Origin of the sequence: Pseudomonas sp. NPDC079367 (assembly GCF_044542195.1) — a bacterium.
In the GTDB taxonomy this organism is placed as follows: Bacteria; Pseudomonadota; Gammaproteobacteria; order Pseudomonadales; family Pseudomonadaceae; genus Aquipseudomonas.
On the sequence record NZ_JBITTW010000001.1, the window covers coordinates 251,201 to 268,103 of the forward strand.

12 protein-coding genes are annotated in these 16,903 nt (G+C 62.4%); 10 read left to right on the forward strand and 2 right to left on the reverse strand.

Annotated features, from left to right (window positions below; translation table 11 throughout):
- Positions 1 to 112: 112 nt before the first annotated feature.
- Positions 113 to 1,315: an MFS transporter gene (locus ACIGDJ_RS01045; RefSeq protein ID WP_397478145.1), complete on the reverse strand. Its 1,203-nt coding sequence runs from the start codon at positions 1,313 to 1,315 to the stop codon at positions 113 to 115.
- Positions 1,316 to 1,601: 286 nt separating this feature from the next.
- On the opposite strand from ACIGDJ_RS01045, the gene ACIGDJ_RS01050 reads away from it, so the two are divergent.
- The 4 genes from ACIGDJ_RS01050 (at position 1,602) to ACIGDJ_RS01065 (ending at position 6,867) form a co-directional block, all read left to right on the forward strand.
- Complete coding sequence (locus ACIGDJ_RS01050; RefSeq protein ID WP_397478146.1) at positions 1,602 to 2,882, forward strand: c-type cytochrome; 1,281 nt, start codon at positions 1,602 to 1,604, stop codon at positions 2,880 to 2,882.
- Positions 2,879 to 3,352 (forward strand): 2Fe-2S iron-sulfur cluster-binding protein, encoded by a 474-nt coding sequence (locus ACIGDJ_RS01055; protein ID WP_313005868.1) that lies wholly within the window; start codon positions 2,879 to 2,881, stop codon positions 3,350 to 3,352. The genes ACIGDJ_RS01050 and ACIGDJ_RS01055 overlap by 4 nt, the downstream gene beginning before the upstream one ends.
- Positions 3,349 to 5,583: a molybdopterin cofactor-binding domain-containing protein gene (locus ACIGDJ_RS01060; protein ID WP_397478147.1), complete on the forward strand. Its 2,235-nt coding sequence runs from the start codon at positions 3,349 to 3,351 to the stop codon at positions 5,581 to 5,583. Before ACIGDJ_RS01055 ends, ACIGDJ_RS01060 begins: the two co-directional genes overlap by 4 nt.
- A gap of 171 nt (positions 5,584 to 5,754) precedes the next feature.
- Positions 5,755 to 6,867, forward strand: coding sequence for an alkene reductase (locus ACIGDJ_RS01065; protein WP_397478148.1), 1,113 nt, complete (start codon positions 5,755 to 5,757; stop codon positions 6,865 to 6,867).
- A gap of 94 nt (positions 6,868 to 6,961) precedes the next feature.
- Here the strand turns inward: ACIGDJ_RS01065 and ACIGDJ_RS01070 are convergent, their stop codons facing one another.
- Complete coding sequence (locus tag ACIGDJ_RS01070) at positions 6,962 to 7,564, reverse strand: TetR/AcrR family transcriptional regulator (protein ID WP_397478149.1); 603 nt, start codon at positions 7,562 to 7,564, stop codon at positions 6,962 to 6,964.
- A gap of 138 nt (positions 7,565 to 7,702) precedes the next feature.
- On the opposite strand from ACIGDJ_RS01070, the gene ACIGDJ_RS01075 reads away from it, so the two are divergent.
- The 6 genes from ACIGDJ_RS01075 (at position 7,703) to ACIGDJ_RS01100 (ending at position 16,903) form a co-directional block, all read left to right on the forward strand.
- A complete protein-coding gene (locus ACIGDJ_RS01075; RefSeq protein ID WP_397478150.1) occupies positions 7,703 to 8,491 on the forward strand; it encodes an SDR family NAD(P)-dependent oxidoreductase in 789 nt (262 codons plus the stop codon).
- Positions 8,492 to 8,546: 55 nt separating this feature from the next.
- A complete protein-coding gene (locus ACIGDJ_RS01080; RefSeq protein WP_397478151.1) occupies positions 8,547 to 9,563 on the forward strand; it encodes an NADP-dependent oxidoreductase in 1,017 nt (338 codons plus the stop codon).
- Positions 9,564 to 9,903: 340 nt separating this feature from the next.
- Complete coding sequence (locus ACIGDJ_RS01085) at positions 9,904 to 12,309, forward strand: glucose/quinate/shikimate family membrane-bound PQQ-dependent dehydrogenase (protein ID WP_397478152.1); 2,406 nt, start codon at positions 9,904 to 9,906, stop codon at positions 12,307 to 12,309.
- A gap of 97 nt (positions 12,310 to 12,406) precedes the next feature.
- Entirely contained in the window at positions 12,407 to 13,705 is a 1,299-nt protein-coding gene (locus ACIGDJ_RS01090) for a carbohydrate porin (RefSeq protein WP_397478153.1), read from the forward strand.
- A gap of 331 nt (positions 13,706 to 14,036) precedes the next feature.
- Positions 14,037 to 15,539 (forward strand): glycine betaine/L-proline transporter ProP, encoded by a 1,503-nt coding sequence (gene proP / locus ACIGDJ_RS01095; RefSeq protein WP_024013032.1) that lies wholly within the window; start codon positions 14,037 to 14,039, stop codon positions 15,537 to 15,539.
- Positions 15,540 to 15,625: 86 nt separating this feature from the next.
- Positions 15,626 to 16,903 carry an OmpP1/FadL family transporter gene (locus ACIGDJ_RS01100; RefSeq protein WP_101159585.1) on the forward strand — a complete coding sequence of 426 codons (1,278 nt, stop codon included), beginning with the start codon at positions 15,626 to 15,628 and terminating at the stop codon, positions 16,901 to 16,903.

Here is a 16,903-nt window from a genome sequence, read left to right on the forward strand (position 1 = left end):
TGGGAGCGGGCTTGCTCGCGAAGGCGTTCCGCCAGTCAAAACATGCGCTGCTGACCCACCGCTTTCGGGAGCAAGCCCCTCTCCCACATTGATTTTGTGGTGGGCCAGAAATTCAGCTCCGATCAGCCTTGCGACCGAGGAACAACGCCAGCGCCAACGCCGGCAACACCGCCACGGCAACGGCCGAGAGGTTCCAGCCGAAGTGTTCGTAGAGCGGGCTGGCGACCAGTGAGCCGAGAGCGCCGCCGACGAAGATGCTGGTCATGTACACCGCATTCAGGCGGGCCCGGCTGTGCGGGTCGAGGGCGTAGACCTCACGTTGGCCGAGGACCATGTTCAGTTGCACGGCAAAATCCAGCAGCACCGCACACACCACCAGCCACACGTAACCACTGCCCGGCAGCGCGGCGATCAGCAGCGACAACGGCGCCAGCAGCAACGCAACCAAAGTACCGCGACGACCGTGCCCGGCATCGGCCAGGCGCCCGGCAATCGGCGCGGCAATCGCACCCACCGCACCAACCAGCGCAAAGATCGCCACTTGCGCCTGGCTGAAGCGGTGATGACGCATCAGCTCAATCGGCGCGAGCGTCCAGAACAGGCTGAAACTGGCGAACAGCAAGCCTTGGTACAGCGACCGCTGACGCAACACCGCAAAGCGTCGGGCCAGGGCAAACACCGAACCGATCAACGCGACGTAAGTGGCCTTGTGCGTCGGCACGCGGCGCGGCAATGCCACAGCGGTAATCAACGCGATCACCGCCATCAGCGCCGCTGCGCTGTAAAACACCCCGCGCCAGCCGAACACTTCGACCAACAGACTCGACAGCGGCCGCGACAGCAGAATCCCCAAGAGCAGGCCGCTCATGATGTTGCCGACAACGCGGCCCCGGCTGGCTTCCGGCGCCAGATGCGCGGCCAGCGGCACGAGGATCTGCACCGCCACCGACGTCAGGCCGATCAGCAGTGACAAGAGCAGAAACAGCGACGGCGAATGAGTCAGCCCAGCGCACAGCAGCGTCACGCTCGCAGCGACGGTGAAACCGACCACCAGACGACGGTTCTCCATCAGGTCGGCCAGCGGCACCAGCAGCAACAAGCCCAGCGCGTAACCGAACTGCGTCAGCGACACGATCAGGCTCGCATTGGCGCTGGACAGGCCGATCTGCGGCGCGATCAGTTCGACGATGGGCTGCGCGTAATACAGGTTGGCCACGACCGCGCCGCAGCAGAACGCCAAAAACGCGACCATCAGGCCAGAGAGTGAAGCAGGCTGTTCGGCCGGGGCCGCAACGGCAGGATTGCCCGTAAGCATGGTGACACCTCGTTGAGTTCGGGAATGTGCTGCCAAGGCTACGGTCAGCCAGCGGCGACGAGAATCCGTGCTGCTGGCAACGCACTGATGCGCCGAGCGCAACGTTGCTTGTGACGCAACGCGCTGTTGCGCGGGCCGATGATTCTCCGCAGCAAGCGTCTTCTCTACGCTTTGGCTCCTGGCGCAGACGTCCGCATCGGCGCCCTTCCCCGGCTGCTACAAGGAGCGTTTCCATGACCCGCACTGCACTCGTCCTGCCACTGCCCGCCGCGATGTTCTGCCGACCATGAACAGCCATCTGCTCAAATCCAGAACCTTGTGGATCAGCGTCGCCGTGCTCGCGGTGATCGGCCTGATCATCGCCGTCGCGCTGATGTGGCGCCCGGCGATCGCGCCGATCAAACGCCCGACGTCATTCGATACTGCGCAGTTGCAACGCGGCGCACGGGTGGTCGAGGCCGGTGATTGCGCGGTCTGCCATACCCGTCCCGGCGGCGAATACCTGGCCGGCGGGCTGCCGCTGGTGACGCCGTTCGGCACGCTATACAGCACCAACATCACCCCGGATGCGCAGACCGGTATCGGCGAATGGTCATTACCGGCCTTCGAACGGGCGATGCGCGAGGGCGTAGCCCGCGATGGCCACTTTCTTTACCCGGCGTTTCCTTACGTGCACTACCGGCGCATGAGCGCAGAAGACATCGCCGATGCCTACGCGTATTTGATGAACGGCCCCGCCGTACACGCCCCCGCCAGGCAGAACCAGATGAATTTCCCGATGAACATCCGCCCGCTGGTGTCGTTCTGGAACCTGCTGTTTCTACATGGCGAGCCGCTCACGCCGCTGGCAGAACACAGCGCCGCATGGAATCGCGGACGTTATCTGGTTGACGGCCCGGGCCACTGCGCTGGCTGCCATTCGCCGCTGAACCTGATCGGCGCGGAAAAATCCTCGGAATATTTGCAGGGCGGCAGCGTCGATGGCTGGCAAGCGCCGGCGCTGGTTGGCCTCGGGCAACGCGCCAACCCATGGAATCGCGGGCAATTGGTCGGCTATCTTCGCGCCGACGTGGTCGATGGCCATGGCACCCCCGCCGGCCCGATGCGCCCGGTCAGCCTGAGCCTGGCGCGTTTGCCGGCCAGCGAAGCCGAGGCGATTGCCGACTACCTGCTGAGCCTGCAAAACCCGCACGCGGTGACCGAAATCACAGCGCAAAAGCAGCCGACTAGTCCAGCGGATGACAGCACCGGCGCGCTGCTCTTCAGCAGTGCCTGCGCCGGGTGTCACGCAGCCGCCGCGCCGATGCGCGAAATCGACGGCCGCCCAGGCCTGCACAGCACCTCGGTGCTGCAAGCGGCCAGCCCGCGCAATTTTCTCAAGACCGTGCTCGAAGGCGTGCCCGCCATTCCCGGCGCGCCCGGCCCGGTGATGCCGCCGTTTGCCGCCAGCCTCGACAACGCGCAGCTCGGCGCACTTGCGGCGTACCTGCGTGAGCAAGCCCGACCCGAGCAGCCCTGGGCCGACCTCTCTTCCACTATCGAAGCGTTACGTCAGGAGACGAAATGAGCCAGATCACTCTCACCGTCAATGGTGCCGCCCAGCCGCTGGAGCTGGAACCGGACATGCCACTGCTGTACGCGCTGCGCAATCACTTGAACCTCAACGGAGCTAAATACGGCTGCGGCCTGGGCCAGTGCGGCGCGTGCACGGTAATCGTCGACGACCAGCCGGTGTTCGCCTGCCTGACGCCGTGCGCCGGCCTTGAAGGCAAAAAGATCCGCACCGTGGAAAGCCTCGGCAGCGCGGAGAAACCCGGCCCGCTGCAAGCGGCGTTCATCGACAAGCAGGCCGCGCAATGCGGTTACTGCATCGCCGGCATGCTGATGCGCGCACAGTCGTTGCTCGAACGTGATCCGCACCCGGACGAACAAACCATCCGCGAACACATGGCCGGCAATCTGTGCCGTTGCGGTACGCATTTGCGCATCATCGAAGCGATCAAACAGGTGGCCGGGCACAACGGGAGCCTGACATGAGCGAAGCAAACGGCTTGAACCCCAGCCGCCGGGCCTTCCTGCGCGGCGGTGCGTTGCTCATGGCCTTCACGCTGATGCCGGTAGCGCGGCGTGTGTTGGCCGACACCGAAGTCGACACCCTCGGTACTGTGGTGTTGGCGCCGGACCTGCCCGGTAGCCTGCGCACCAACCCTTTTCTGGACGCGTGGATTCGCATCGGCTCCGACGGCATCACCGTGTACACCGGCAAGGTCGAGCTGGGCACCGGAGTGAAAACCGCGTTGCTGCAAATCGCCGCCGAGCGTTTACAGGTGCCGGCCAGCGCGATCAACTTGCTCACCGCCGACACAGCATTGACGCCCAACGAAGGCTACACCGCTGGCAGCCACAGCATTTTCGACAGCGGCACCGCCCTGTACAACGCGGCCGCGCAGGTACGCGAAATGCTCGTCGAGGCCGCCGCGCGCAATTGGCAAGTCGATGCTGCGCAACTGAGCACCCGCGATGGCGTGATCGAAGGCCCGGGCGGGCAGCGCATGGCTTACGCCGATGCAGTCAAACATGTCGACGTGCACCAATACGCGAAGGCGCAATCACCGGCGATGGCGGCGGCCGACTTCAAACTGATCGGGCACAACCTGCCGCGCCTCGACATTCCGGCCAAGGTCAGCGGCGGCGCGGCATTCGTGCAGGATATGCGCTTGCCGGGCATGCTGCATGCGCGGGTGATTCGCCCGCCGCGTCCCGGCTGCGCTTTACAGGCCTTCGATGCGGCGTCCATTGAAGCGTTGAACGGTGTGGTCAAGGTAATCCGCGACGGCAACTATCTCGCGGTGGTCGCGCGAGATGAATGGCAAGCGATCAAAGCCATGCGCACCGGCATTGAAAGTGCCAAGTGGAGCAGTGGCGAGGCGATTCCCGAAGCCGCCACCATCCACGATTTGCTCAAGCACCTGCCGTCCAAGCGCTATCCGATCAGCAACAACGGCAATCCTGGCGGCGCGGCTGAAACGCGCTTCAAGGCGCGGGTCACCAAGCAATATCTGATGCACGGTTCGATCGGCCCGTCCTGTGCGGTGGCTTGGTTCAACGATGGTGTGCTCACGGTGTGGACCCACACCCAGGGCGTCTATCCATTGCGCGCCGGCATCGCCGAAATGCTGCGTCTGCCGCCGGAGCGTGTGCGCTGCATTCATACCGAGGGGTCGGGCTGTTACGGCCACAACGGCGCCGATGATGCCGCCGCCGATGCCGCGCTGATCGCCATGCGCCTGCCGGGCACGCCGGTGCGCGTGCAATGGATGCGCGAGCAGGAAAATCTTTGGGAGCCGTACAGTTCGGCGATGGTCACCGAAGTCGATGCCGGCCTCAGTCAGGGCCGTTTGCAGGACTGGAATTACGAGCTGTGGACCACGCCGCACAACGAGCGCATCGTCAACGCCGGACGCCTGCTGCCGGCACGTCTATTGGCCAAACCCTTCGCCTCGGCGCCATCGGTGCCAATCGCCCTGCCCGAAGGTGATGGTGATCGCAACGCGGTGCCGCTGTACGAGGTGAGCGCGACGCGAATCAACATGAACTTCGTCTCCACCATGCCCTTTCGCACCTCGGCCATGCGCTCGCTCGGTGCGCACATCAATATCTTCGCCATTGAGGCGGGTATTGATGAGTTGGCGATCAAGGCCGGGCTCAATCCGGTGGCGTTGCGGCTGGCTCATCTCAGCGATCCGCGTGCTCGTGCCGTGATCGAGCGCGTGCGTGACGAAATCGGCTGGCCACACAAGAGCAGTGAGCCAGGCGCGGGAATCGGTTTTGCCTTCGCCCGCTACAAAAACATCATGGGTTACTGCGCCCTCGCGGTGAAATTGCGAGTGCATCCGCAGACCGGCGAGATCCGTGTCGATCATGTGGTGACAGCGGTCGACGTCGGCCAGATCGTCAGCCCCGATGGTCTGCGAAATCAGGTCGAGGGCGGCATCGTCCAGTCGACGAGCTGGACGCTCTATGAAAAAGTTGCCTACGACGCTGGTGGTATTCGCAGCTACGACTGGAGCGGTTATCCGATTTTGCGGTTTACGCAATTGCCGAAAAAAGTCGATGTGCACTTGCTCGACCAACCGGGTGAACCCTTCCTCGGTGCCGCTGAAATCGTTCAGGGGCCAATGGCTGCCGCGCTCGGCAACGCGGTCAGCAATGCCACGGGCCGGCGCTGGCTGAACCTGCCGCTGACCCGTTCCAGCCAACCTGCCTGAACCCCGCCCGCGCTCATGCCCGATGAGCGCGGGCGCCGTTGCGTGCCGCGCAACACTGCGTAGCGCCGGCCACGGATTATCAGCCCCGCCACCCCCGGTTAAGTTACCTGCACGGCGCGCGGCACCTGGCGGCCGCGCTTGAACCCCACTTATCGACATCCGGAGCTACCCATGACCCGTCGCCTGTTCCAACCCATCGCCCTCGGCCCTTACACCCTTGCCCATCGCGTGGCGATGGCGCCCCTGACCCGCTCACGCGCCGGCCAACCGGGCGACGTACCGACTGCGATGAACGCCGAGTACTACCGCCAACGTGCCAGTGCCGCGCTGATCGTCACTGAGGCCACGCAAATTTCTCAGCAAGGCCAGGGCTATGCGTGGACGCCGGGGATCTACACCGATGCGCAAGTCCAGGCCTGGCGTGAAGTGAGCACGGCGGTGCACGAGGCCAAAGGTCTTGTGTTCATGCAGCTGTGGCATGTTGGCCGGGTTTCGCACCCCAGTTTCCAGCCTGACGCCGGTCTGCCGGTAGCCCCGAGCGCGCTGCCAGTGCCGGGCAAGACCTTTATCGTCGATGAACACGGCAACGGCGTGTGGGGTGATGTGCCGGTACCACGCGCCCTCGGAACCGCAGAAATTGCCGACATCGTTGAAGACTATCGCCGCGCCGCGCGCAACGCGTTGAACGCGGGCATGGACGGCGTGGAAATCCATGCCGGCAACGGTTATCTGCTCGACCAGTTTCTCAACAGCAACAGCAACCAGCGCGATGATGCTTATGGTGGCAGCGTGGAGAACCGTGCGCGCTTTCTGCTCGAAGTGGTTGCCGCCGTTGCCGAGGAAGTCGGCGCCGAACGCGTCGGCGTGCGCCTGACGCCGATGGGCCGTTTCATGGGCATGGGTGATGACACGCCCGAGGCGACCTTCGGTTATCTGGTCGAAGCGCTCAACCAGTGGAATCTGGCGTACCTGCACCTGGTCGAGCCGGCCATGGTCGGCACGGTCAAGGACGAGAATTTCGACCCGCGCTGGGACGCAATCATCGCCCAACTGCGGCAGGCCTGGAACGGCGTGTTGATCCTCGCTGGCGGTTACGACGCCGAGTCTGCCGAACAAGCGCTAAAGGCCAATCGCGCCGACATCATTGCCTTTGGCCGGCCATTCCTGGCCAACCCGGACCTGCCGCGTCGCTTGCATGATGGGCTTGAGCTGAACACGCCGGATCCGAGCAGTTTCTTCGGCGGCGATCAGCGCGGGTACGTCGATTACCCGTTCCATGCCTGAGTGTCTTCACGCAAGGCGCTGGCGTACGGCTTTGGCAACGCCCCCCGCCCAGCCCTCTCCCTCCGAGAGGGGGTCAGGCTGAGCGGCTTTTGCTTCAGCTGTGTTGCGGCTTATCTTCCGGCGCCTTGATGACTGGCAACGACGCCGTCATCGAGGCGTGACACACCGTCAGAATCTCATCGGCCAGTGCCGAGTCATCCGGGCAGGCCCGCGAGAGCATGATTGCCCCGACCGCACGGGCGAGCAAATCGATCATTCGGGATCTGCCCTCACCTTCTGGTGCATCTGCTGCGCTCGGGTATTTCTCGCCAAGCGTCTGCAACATGCGCTCGATGCCCTCGGCGAACGCCGCCCTCAAATCCCCTGACTGCCGCGCCGCATCGCCACACAACGCCGCCATGGTGCAACCGGTCGACCGGCCGTCGCGATGGTCACGCGAGACGTACACGTCGATGAAATCCTGCACGCTCATTGCTTCAGCGCCGGCCAGCGACTGCGCCAGGCTGTTGGCCGATGCTTCGGCCATCAAGTCGGCCTTGGAGCCGAAGTGTTTGTAGAAACCACCGTGAGTAAAACCGGCGGCCGCCATCAGGTCAGCCACGCCAACCCCGTCATAACCGCGTTCGCGGAACATCATGGAAGCCGTTTCGACAATGTGCTCGCGATTGGCCTGTGCCTGAGCTTTGGATACGCGCATGTTGGATACCTCCAGCGCTGAAAAATCATGCGCCGATGATACATAGATGTTGGGCATAATCAAAACCGTTGACAGCTTAGATTTCGGTCATCATCCTAAAAGCCCGAAAACAGTCTTCCCCTGAAAAGAGCCAACACCATGACTACTCGCCCTACTGTTCTGATCACCGGCGCCTCCACTGGCATCGGCGCGGTGTATGCCGCACGTTTTGCCCAACGTGGGCACGATCTGGTGCTGGTCGCCCGGGATCAGACGCGCCTGGACACCCTCGCCGCCGCTTTGCGCGCTGAATACAACGTCAACGTTGAGGTGCTGCAGGCTGACCTGACCCGCCTCGGCGATCTGCAGACCGTCGAAGCGCGTCTGCGTGACGACGCGCGCATCGGCATCCTCGTCAACAATGCCGGCGCCGCGCAATCCGGCACGTTCATCGAACAGAGCACCGACAGCGTGGCGCAATTGGTCGCGCTCAACACCACGGCGCTGGTGCGGCTGGCCAGTGCCGTCGCCCCGCGTCTGGCAAAGGCTGGCGACGGCGCGATCATCAATATCGGCTCAGTGGTGGGCCTGGCGCCGGAGTTCGGCATGTCCGTTTATGGCGCGACCAAAGCGTTCGTGCTGTTCCTCTCCCAGGGCCTGAGCCTGGAATTGTCGCCACAGGGCGTGTACGTGCAAGCCGTGTTGCCCGCCGCCACCCGCACGGAGATCTGGGACCGTGCCGGAATCGACATCAACACCCTCACCGACATCATGGAAGTCGGCGACATGGTCGACGCCGCGCTGGTCGGTTTTGATCGTCGCGAAGTCGTGACCATTCCGCCGCTGCACGAAGGCGAACGCTGGGATGCCCTGCAAACCGCGCGGCAGGGCCTGTTGGGGCAGATCCGCCAGTCGGCAGTGGCGCAGCGTTATCTGACGCAATCCTGACCTCAACCGAACCCGCCGCAATTGCGGCGGGTTCCTTACAACGAGAGCATCTGCAATGAAGGCATTTTTCATCGAGCGCTACGGCAAGCAGAACGGCCGCATTGGCGACGTCCCAGAGCCGCTGGTCGGCGCCAATGATGTGCTGATCCAAGTGCATGCCAGCAGCGTCAACCCGCTGGATCTGAAGATTCGCAGCGGTGAATTCAAGATGATCCTGCCCTATCAAATGCCGTTGATATTGGGCAACGATGTCGCCGGTGTGGTGCTCAGCACCGGTGCGGCGGTCAAGCGTTTCAAGCCGGGCGATAAGGTTTATGCGCGTGCACCTGAAAACAGGAGCGGCACGTTTGCCGAACGCATCGCCGTCGATGAGACAGCGGTCGCTTGGAAACCCGTCAATCTCGATATGACCGAGGCAGCGGGCATGCCGCTGGTGGCGTTGACGGCGTGGCAAGCACTGGTCGACGTCGCCAAGTTGAAGAAGGGCCAGAAAGTACTGATTCACGCCGGCTCCGGTGGCGTTGGCACGGCCGCCATTCAACTGGCCAAACACCTTGGCGCTTTCGTTGCGACCACCACCAGCACGGCAAATGTCGAGTGGGTCAAGGCGCTGGGCGCTGACGAAGTGATCGATTACAAGCAGCAGGATTTTGCCAACGACCTACGCGACTACGATGTGGTGCTCAACAGCCTCGACGGCGATGTGCTGAAACAATCGCTGAAGGTGCTGAAACCGGGTGGCCAGCTGATTTCCCTGTCCGGCCCGCCGACGGCGCAGTTCGCTCACGAGCAGGGTCTGTCCTGGCTGCTTGGGCTGGCCATGCGTCTGCTCAGCAGCGGGATTCGCCGCAAAGCGGGCAAACACGGGGTGGGTTATTCGTTTGTCTTTATGCGTGCCGATGGCAACCAGTTGCAGAAAATCACCGCGCTGATCGAGGCGGGGGTGATCAAACCGGTGATCGACCGCACCTTCCCGTTCGATCAGATAGTTGATGCGCTGCACTACGTTGAACAAGGCCGGGCCAAGGGCAAGGTCGCCATCACGATGGATCCCCAAAGCCCCTCACCCTAGCCTTCTGCCACAGGAGGAACAAACTGACCGAGTTGTTTGGTCGGGTGAATCCGACTCTGCAATACCGAGGTGACCATAGGCCGCAAATCAGCTCGCTTTCCTCGGGGAGAAGGCTGAGGTGAGGTTTGAATTCACTGCGGTATCTGAGCATGCGCGCTGCAATTTCACGCCCAACACGCTCCTCCTGTTGAACCTTGGAGAAAACCCTCTCGGCTTGCGTTTTCCTCAACCTGCACCACGCTTGATTCACAGAAGTGCCGGGTTTCATGGCAAAACTGCGGTTAACTGAATGGTTAGTTACCGCTATAATCCCGCGCTTCATTCAAACGGGACTTTCAATGTGAACCACAGTCAACGCGTCTCAGGCGTTTCAACGTTCATTCTGGTCGGCCTTGGCGTGATCATCGCCCTGCTCGGTCTGGCGCTCGCGGCCGGCGGAGTGAAGCTGGTCAGTCTGGGCGGTTCCTGGTACTTCCTGGTTGGCGGTCTGGCGATGACCGTTGCCGGTGTGCTGATCGCACTGAAGAAAACTACTGGCGCCTGGCTGTTCGCCGCGTTTCTGGTGGCCACCGCGATCTGGGCCGTGGCTGACGCCGGGCTGGTGTTCTGGCCGGTGTTTTCGCGGCTGTTCATGTTCAGCGCAATCGGTATGGTCGTCGCTCTGGTCTATCCGTTGCTGGCGCGCGCCAATGGCCGCTTGGCGGGTCGTGGCGCGTACGCCGTTGCCGCGGTGCTGGCGGTCGGTGTGGCCGTTGCGGCCGGCAACATGTTCGTCGCCCATCCAACGGTTGCCGCCACTGGTACCGGTCCGGGCCTGACCCCGGTCGAACCGGCCAAGGCGCAAAAAGACTGGGCGCACTACGGCAACACCGAAGGTGGCAGCCGCTTCGCCGCGCTCGATCAGATCAACCGCAACAACGTCGACAAATTGAAAGTCGCGTGGACTTACCACACCGGTGACGTCGCCGAAAGCGATGGCAATGGCGCTGAAGACCAGCTCACCCCGCTGCAGGTCGGCAACAAGGTGTTCATCTGCACCCCGCACAACAACCTGATCGCACTGGACGCTGACACCGGCAAGGAAATCTGGAAGAACCAGATCAACGCCCAGTCGAAAGTCTGGCAGCGGTGTCGTGGCATGGCGTATTTCGATCGCACCGCTGCCATCGCGCAGCCAGCGAATTCGCCGATCATCGAATCCAAACCTGAGCCGGCCGCCAACTGCCAGCGTCGTCTGCTGACCAACACCATCGATGCCCGCCTGATCGCGGTCGATGCCGACACCGGCGAGTTCTGCCAGGGTTTCGGCAACAACGGCCAGGTCGATCTGAAAGCCGGTCTGGGTGACGTCCCGGACAGCTACTATCAGTTGTCGTCCGCGCCATTGATGGCTGGCACTACGGTTGTGGTCGGCGGTCGCGTTGCCGATAACGTGCAAAGCGACATGCCGGGCGGCGTGATCCGTGGTTTTGACGTGATCACCGGCGCCATGCGCTGGGCGTTCGACCCGGGCAACCCGCAGGACCGCAACGCGCCGGCCGATGGCAGCACCTACGTGCGCAGCACGCCGAACAGCTGGGCGCCGATGTCTTACGACGCGGCGACCAACACGGTGTTCCTGCCGATGGGCAGCTCGTCCACTGACATCTATGGTGTCGAGCGCAGCGAACTGGACCACAAGTACGGCGCCTCGATTCTTGCGCTGGACGCCAGCACCGGTGAAGAACGCTGGGTGTTCCAGACCGTGCACAACGATCTGTGGGACTTCGACCTGCCGATGCAGCCGAGCCTGATCGATTTCGACAAGGACGGCCAGAGTATTCCGGCGCTGGTCATCGGCACCAAGGCCGGGCAGATCTACGTGCTCGACCGCGCCACCGGCAAGCCGCTCACCGAGGTCAAGGAAGTACCGGTGAAAGCCGCGAACATCCCGAACGAGCCGTACTCGCCGACTCAGCCGAAATCCGTGGGCATGCCGCAGATCGGCGCGCAGCACCTGACTGAATCGGACATGTGGGGCGCCACGCCGTATGACCAGTTGCTCTGCCGCATCGACTTCAAGAGCATGCGCTACGACGGTCTGTACACCGCGCCGGGCACCGACAAATCGCTGAGCTTTCCCGGTTCGCTGGGTGGTATGAACTGGGGCAGCATCTCCACTGACCCGGTGCACGGTTTCATCTTCGTCAACGACATGCGCCTGGGTCTGTGGATCCAGATGATCCCGTCGCAGAACAAAGGCCAGGCCGCTGGCGGTGGCGAAGCGCTGAACACCGGCATGGGCGCAGTTCCGCTCAAAGGCACGCCGTACGCAGTGAACAAGAACCGCTTCCTCTCGGTGGCCGGCATTCCGTGCCAGGCGCCGCCGTTCGGCACCCTGACCGCGATCGACATGAAGACCCAGAAAGTCGCGTGGCAGGTTCCGGTCGGCACCGTTGAAGACACCGGCCCCCTGGGCATCCGCATGCACCTGCCGATCAAGATCGGCCTGCCAACCCTCGGCGGCACCCTGTCGACCCAGGGTGGCCTGATCTTCATTGCCGGCACTCAGGACTTCTACCTGCGCGCCTTCAACAGCGGCAACGGTGAAGAAGTCTGGAAAGCCCGTCTGCCGGTCGGCAGCCAGGGCGGCCCAATGACCTACGTTTCGCCGAAAACCGGCAAGCAGTACATCGTCGTCACCGCTGGCGGCGCACGCCAGTCGACCGATCGTGGCGATTACGTGATGGCTTACGCCCTGCCGTAACTCTCTGCCGCACAACCAACCTCCCCCCAGCGCGCGGTGCCCCAAAGCACCGCGTCGCCGTTTTATTGCGTTAAAGATTTCAGCAGGAAGGATTCACATGTCATCGGCTGTTCGCTTTTCTCGTACCAAGCTTTCCACTGGCCTGTTGCTGGGCCTGAGCTGCGCCACTGCCCTCCCCGCGCTGGCCGCCAGCGATTCCGATCTGCTGACCCGCAGCACCTTGACCGGTGACTGGGGCGGCCTGCGCCATCAACTCGATGAAGACGGCATCAAGTTCACCGGCGATTACAGCGGCGAAACCGCTTACAACGCCGACGGCGGCCTGCACCGCTCGGCGCGTTATTCGCAGAACATCAAGCTCGGCGTGCAGTTCGATCTGAGCAGACTTTATGGGGTCGACGATGCCGGAAAGATCCAACTGACCGTCAACGACCGACGCGGCAACAGCGCCTCGGAAGATCTGGTCGGCAACCGTTTGCCGATTCAGGAAAACTACGGCGGCCTGTACACGCGTCTGACCGAACTGAGTTACGAGCGCAGCCTGTTCACCCCGGCGCTGAACGTGAAGCTCGGCTACATGGCCATGGGCAACGACCTCGGCGGCCTCGACAGCGGCATTCTGTGCAACTTCATGAACGCCGGTTTCTGCGGGCATCCGCTGAACATGTCTGGTGGCAGCGGCTGGGCAAACTACCCGAACGCGCATTTGGGCGTGCGGGTCAAATATGACCTGTCCTCTTCCTGGCAACTGCGTGTGGCGGCGTTCAACGTCGACCCGCAAAGCAATGGCAATTCGAGTCGCGCCTGGCATTTGGGGCCGAAACACACCACCGGCACCGTTGTGCCGATCGAGTTGGTGTACAAGCACGCCGGCGAGCTGCCGGGTGAGTACAAGTTCGGCTATTACTACGACAGCTCAGACGTGAAACGCATTGGCAGCGACGACGAGGTGTCCGGGCGTGGCGGGCATTATTTGCTGATCGATCAGGCGGTGTGGCGCTCGCCGACCTCCGAAGGCCGCAGCCTGCATGCGTTCGGCCAGTATTCGGCAGCCAGTAAAGCGGCCTCGCCGTTCAGCAAGTGGTACGGCACCGGCGTGGTTTTGTACAAACCGTTCGAAGGCCGCCCGCATGACACCGTAGCCCTAGGCTATGGCCGCGCCGTGCCGAACCCGCGCAGCCGTGATGTGCAACAGGACGACGCAATGGCCAAAGGTGCTGCGTTCCCGAATCTCGACAGCGCCGAGCAACTGATTGAATTGGGCTACGGCTACCAGGCCAGCCCATGGCTGACCCTGCGCCCGAACCTGCAATACATCATTGAACCCGGGGCGTTTTCCGGGCAGCACATCGACAATGCGCTGGTGGTGGGCTTGCAGGTGAAAGCTGCGCTGTAAACCTTATGTTGGATGCGCCGCCGCCTTCGTGAGCAAGCCCACTCCCACACTGTTTGCCGGCGTACGCAATACCCCGGCAACACACAAATCCCCCGTGGGAGCGGGCTTGCTCGCGAAAGCGCCAGATCAGGCACTGCAATGCTGAATGCGCCACCGCCTTGGTGTACAACCCCACTCCCAGAGGGTTCGAGGCCATGCAGCACATATGTCGAAATTAATTCCAGCGATCGGTGAATTATTTCGTGTCCGCATGTATCTGAGCCAGAACAGCCGGCGCCATCATGGAGATGGCATCGCAGCGGTATCTGGATCAGCGAGCGGGAACATCGCAATGAAATCACGCAAGAACACCGTCAAACCGATCGGTTTGAAAGACATCACCATTGTTGACGACGCCAAGATGCGCAAGGCGATCACCGCCGCCGCACTGGGCAACGCCATGGAGTGGTTCGACTTTGGCGTCTACGGCTTTGTCGCCTATGTGCTCGGCAAGGTCTTCTTCCCAGGCGCCGATCCCGGCGTGCAAATGATCGCCGCGCTCGCGACCTTCTCCGTGCCATTCCTGATTCGTCCGCTGGGCGGGCTGTTTTTTGGTGCGCTGGGCGACAAATACGGACGGCAGAAAGTCCTCGCCGCGACCATCGTCATCATGTCCCTGAGCACCTTTGCCATCGGCCTGATTCCGTCCTATGCCTCGATCGGCATCTGGGCGCCGATCCTGCTGTTGCTGGCGAAAATGGCTCAGGGCTTCTCGGTCGGTGGCGAGTACACCGGCGCTTCGATTTTCGTCGCGGAATACGCGCCTGACCGTAAACGCGGGTTCCTTGGCAGTTGGCTGGACTTCGGCTCGATCGCCGGGTTCGTCTTCGGCGCCGGGGTCGTGGTGCTGATTTCGACCATTCTTGGAGAACAGCGCTTCGAAGAATGGGGCTGGCGGATACCGTTCTTCCTCGCCCTGCCACTGGGCATGATCGGCTTGTATCTGCGCCACGCGCTGGAAGAGACCCCGGCGTTCCAGCAGCACGTGGAAAAACTCGAACAAGGCGACCGTGAAGGCCTTGCCGGTGGCCCGAAAGTCTCGTTCAAGGAAGTTGCGACCAAACACTGGCGCAGCCTGATGACCTGCATCGGCGTGGTCGCGGCGACCAACGTCACCTATTACATGCTGCTCACCTACATGCCGAGCTACCTGACGCACAACCTGCACTACAGCGAAAACCACGGTGTGCTGATCATCATCGCGATCATGGTCGGCATGCTCTTCGTGCAGCCGCTGATCGGTTTCATCAGCGACAAAATCGGCCGCAAGCCCTTCATCGTCGTCGGCAGCATTGGCCTGTTCATCTTCGCCATTCCGGCGTTCATGCTGATCAACAGCGGCAGCATCGGCCTGATCTTCTCCGGCCTGCTGATCCTCGCGGTGCTGCTCAATTTCTTCATTGGTGTGATGGCCTCGACCCTGCCGGCGATGTTTCCCACGCACATCCGCTACAGCGCGCTGGCCAGTGCCTTCAACGTTTCGGTGTTGATCGCCGGCCTGACCCCGACTGCCGTGGCCTGGCTGGTGGAAAGCACCAACGACCTGTACATGCCTGCGTATTACCTGATGGTTATCGCGGTAGTCGGCCTGGTCACCGGTGTGACCATGAAGGAAACCGCCAACAAACCCCTGCGCGGCGCCGCCCCAGCGGCTTCCGACCTCGAAGAGGCCAAGGAACTGCTGCAGGAACACCACGACAACATCGAGCAGAAAATCGAAGACATCGATGCCGAAATCGCCGCGCTGGAAGCCAAGCGCAAGGAACTGGCGCTCCAGCATCCGCGCATCGATTGAACGGTACGGCGTCGGCAATCTGTCCGACGCAGCGCCGAGCTTGAGCTAGCCTTGAAACCGGATCGCATGCCATTCAAGGAGTTCACATGTTCAAGCTGATGAAAAGTTCGGTCGCTGGCGGATTGCTCTTCGCCAGCCTCCAGGCCGAAGCCGGCGGCATCATGATTTACGAAGCCGGCCACGAAGGCAGCGGCCTGGCCAACGCCGGTTCCGCGGTCATGGCCAGTGATCCGAGCATTCTGATGACCAACCCGGCGGGCATCAGCCAACTGGCCGGCACCCAGATCAACTTCAATGCGCAGTTGATTCTCGGCGATATCAGTTTCTCCCGAGACAATGCCAATACCTTCGGCGGCAACGAAGGCGGCAACGCCTTGAAGTACCTGCCCGGCTCCAGCTTCTTCATCAGCCACCAGCTCGATGATCGCTCCTCGATCGGCTTCGGCATGTACGGCAATTTCGGACTGGCGCTGGACTACGACGATGACTGGGCCGGGCGCTATTTCGCTCAGGAGTCGGCCATTATCGGCGTGTCATTCCAGCCCACCTATGCCTACAAGATCACCGACGACCTGTCCGTCGGCCTCGGCCCGCGCTTCATGCTTGGCTACTTCCGCACCGAAGTGGCCGTCAACAATAACGTGCTCGGTCTGGGCAACGCCGAAGATGGTCAGTTGCGCTACAAGGACACCGACTGGGGCACGGGTGCCAACGTCGGCGTGCTCTACAACCTCAACGAACGCACAAAACTCGGGCTGGCCTGGACCAGCAAGATCAAGCTCAAATTCGAAGACAAACCCGAGCTGAAGAAAATCACCAATCCGCTGCTGCGTCTGGCGCTCAACCGTCTCGACGCCGATCAGCTGAACGTCGACATGAACGTGCCGCAGACCGTCACCACCAGCGTGTCCTACCAGCTCGATCCGCAATGGACGCTGCTCGGCAGCCTCGGCTGGCAGGATTGGAGCGATTTCGGCAAGGTCGGCGTGGAAGTCGACACTGGCCTGGGCTCGACCTCAAGAACTGCGCAGCGCCAATACAAGGACACCTGGCATGCCTCGATCGGCGCGCAGCATCAGATCAACCCGAAACTGCGCTGGAACGTCGGCCTGGGTTACGACTCCTCGGCGGTGGATGACAAGGATCGCACCGTCGACAACCCGATGAACGAAGCGTGGCGGCTGGCGACCGGGGTCAGCTATGCATTGCAGGACGATGTCGATGTGCACATGAGCTACACGCTGATCTACCTCGGCGACATGGACGTGCAACAGACCAAAGCGCGCTCTGGCGGCTCGGTCTCCGGCGAATATAAAAACGCCGCCCTGCACGTGCTGGGCGGCGGTATGGTCTGGCGGTTCTAG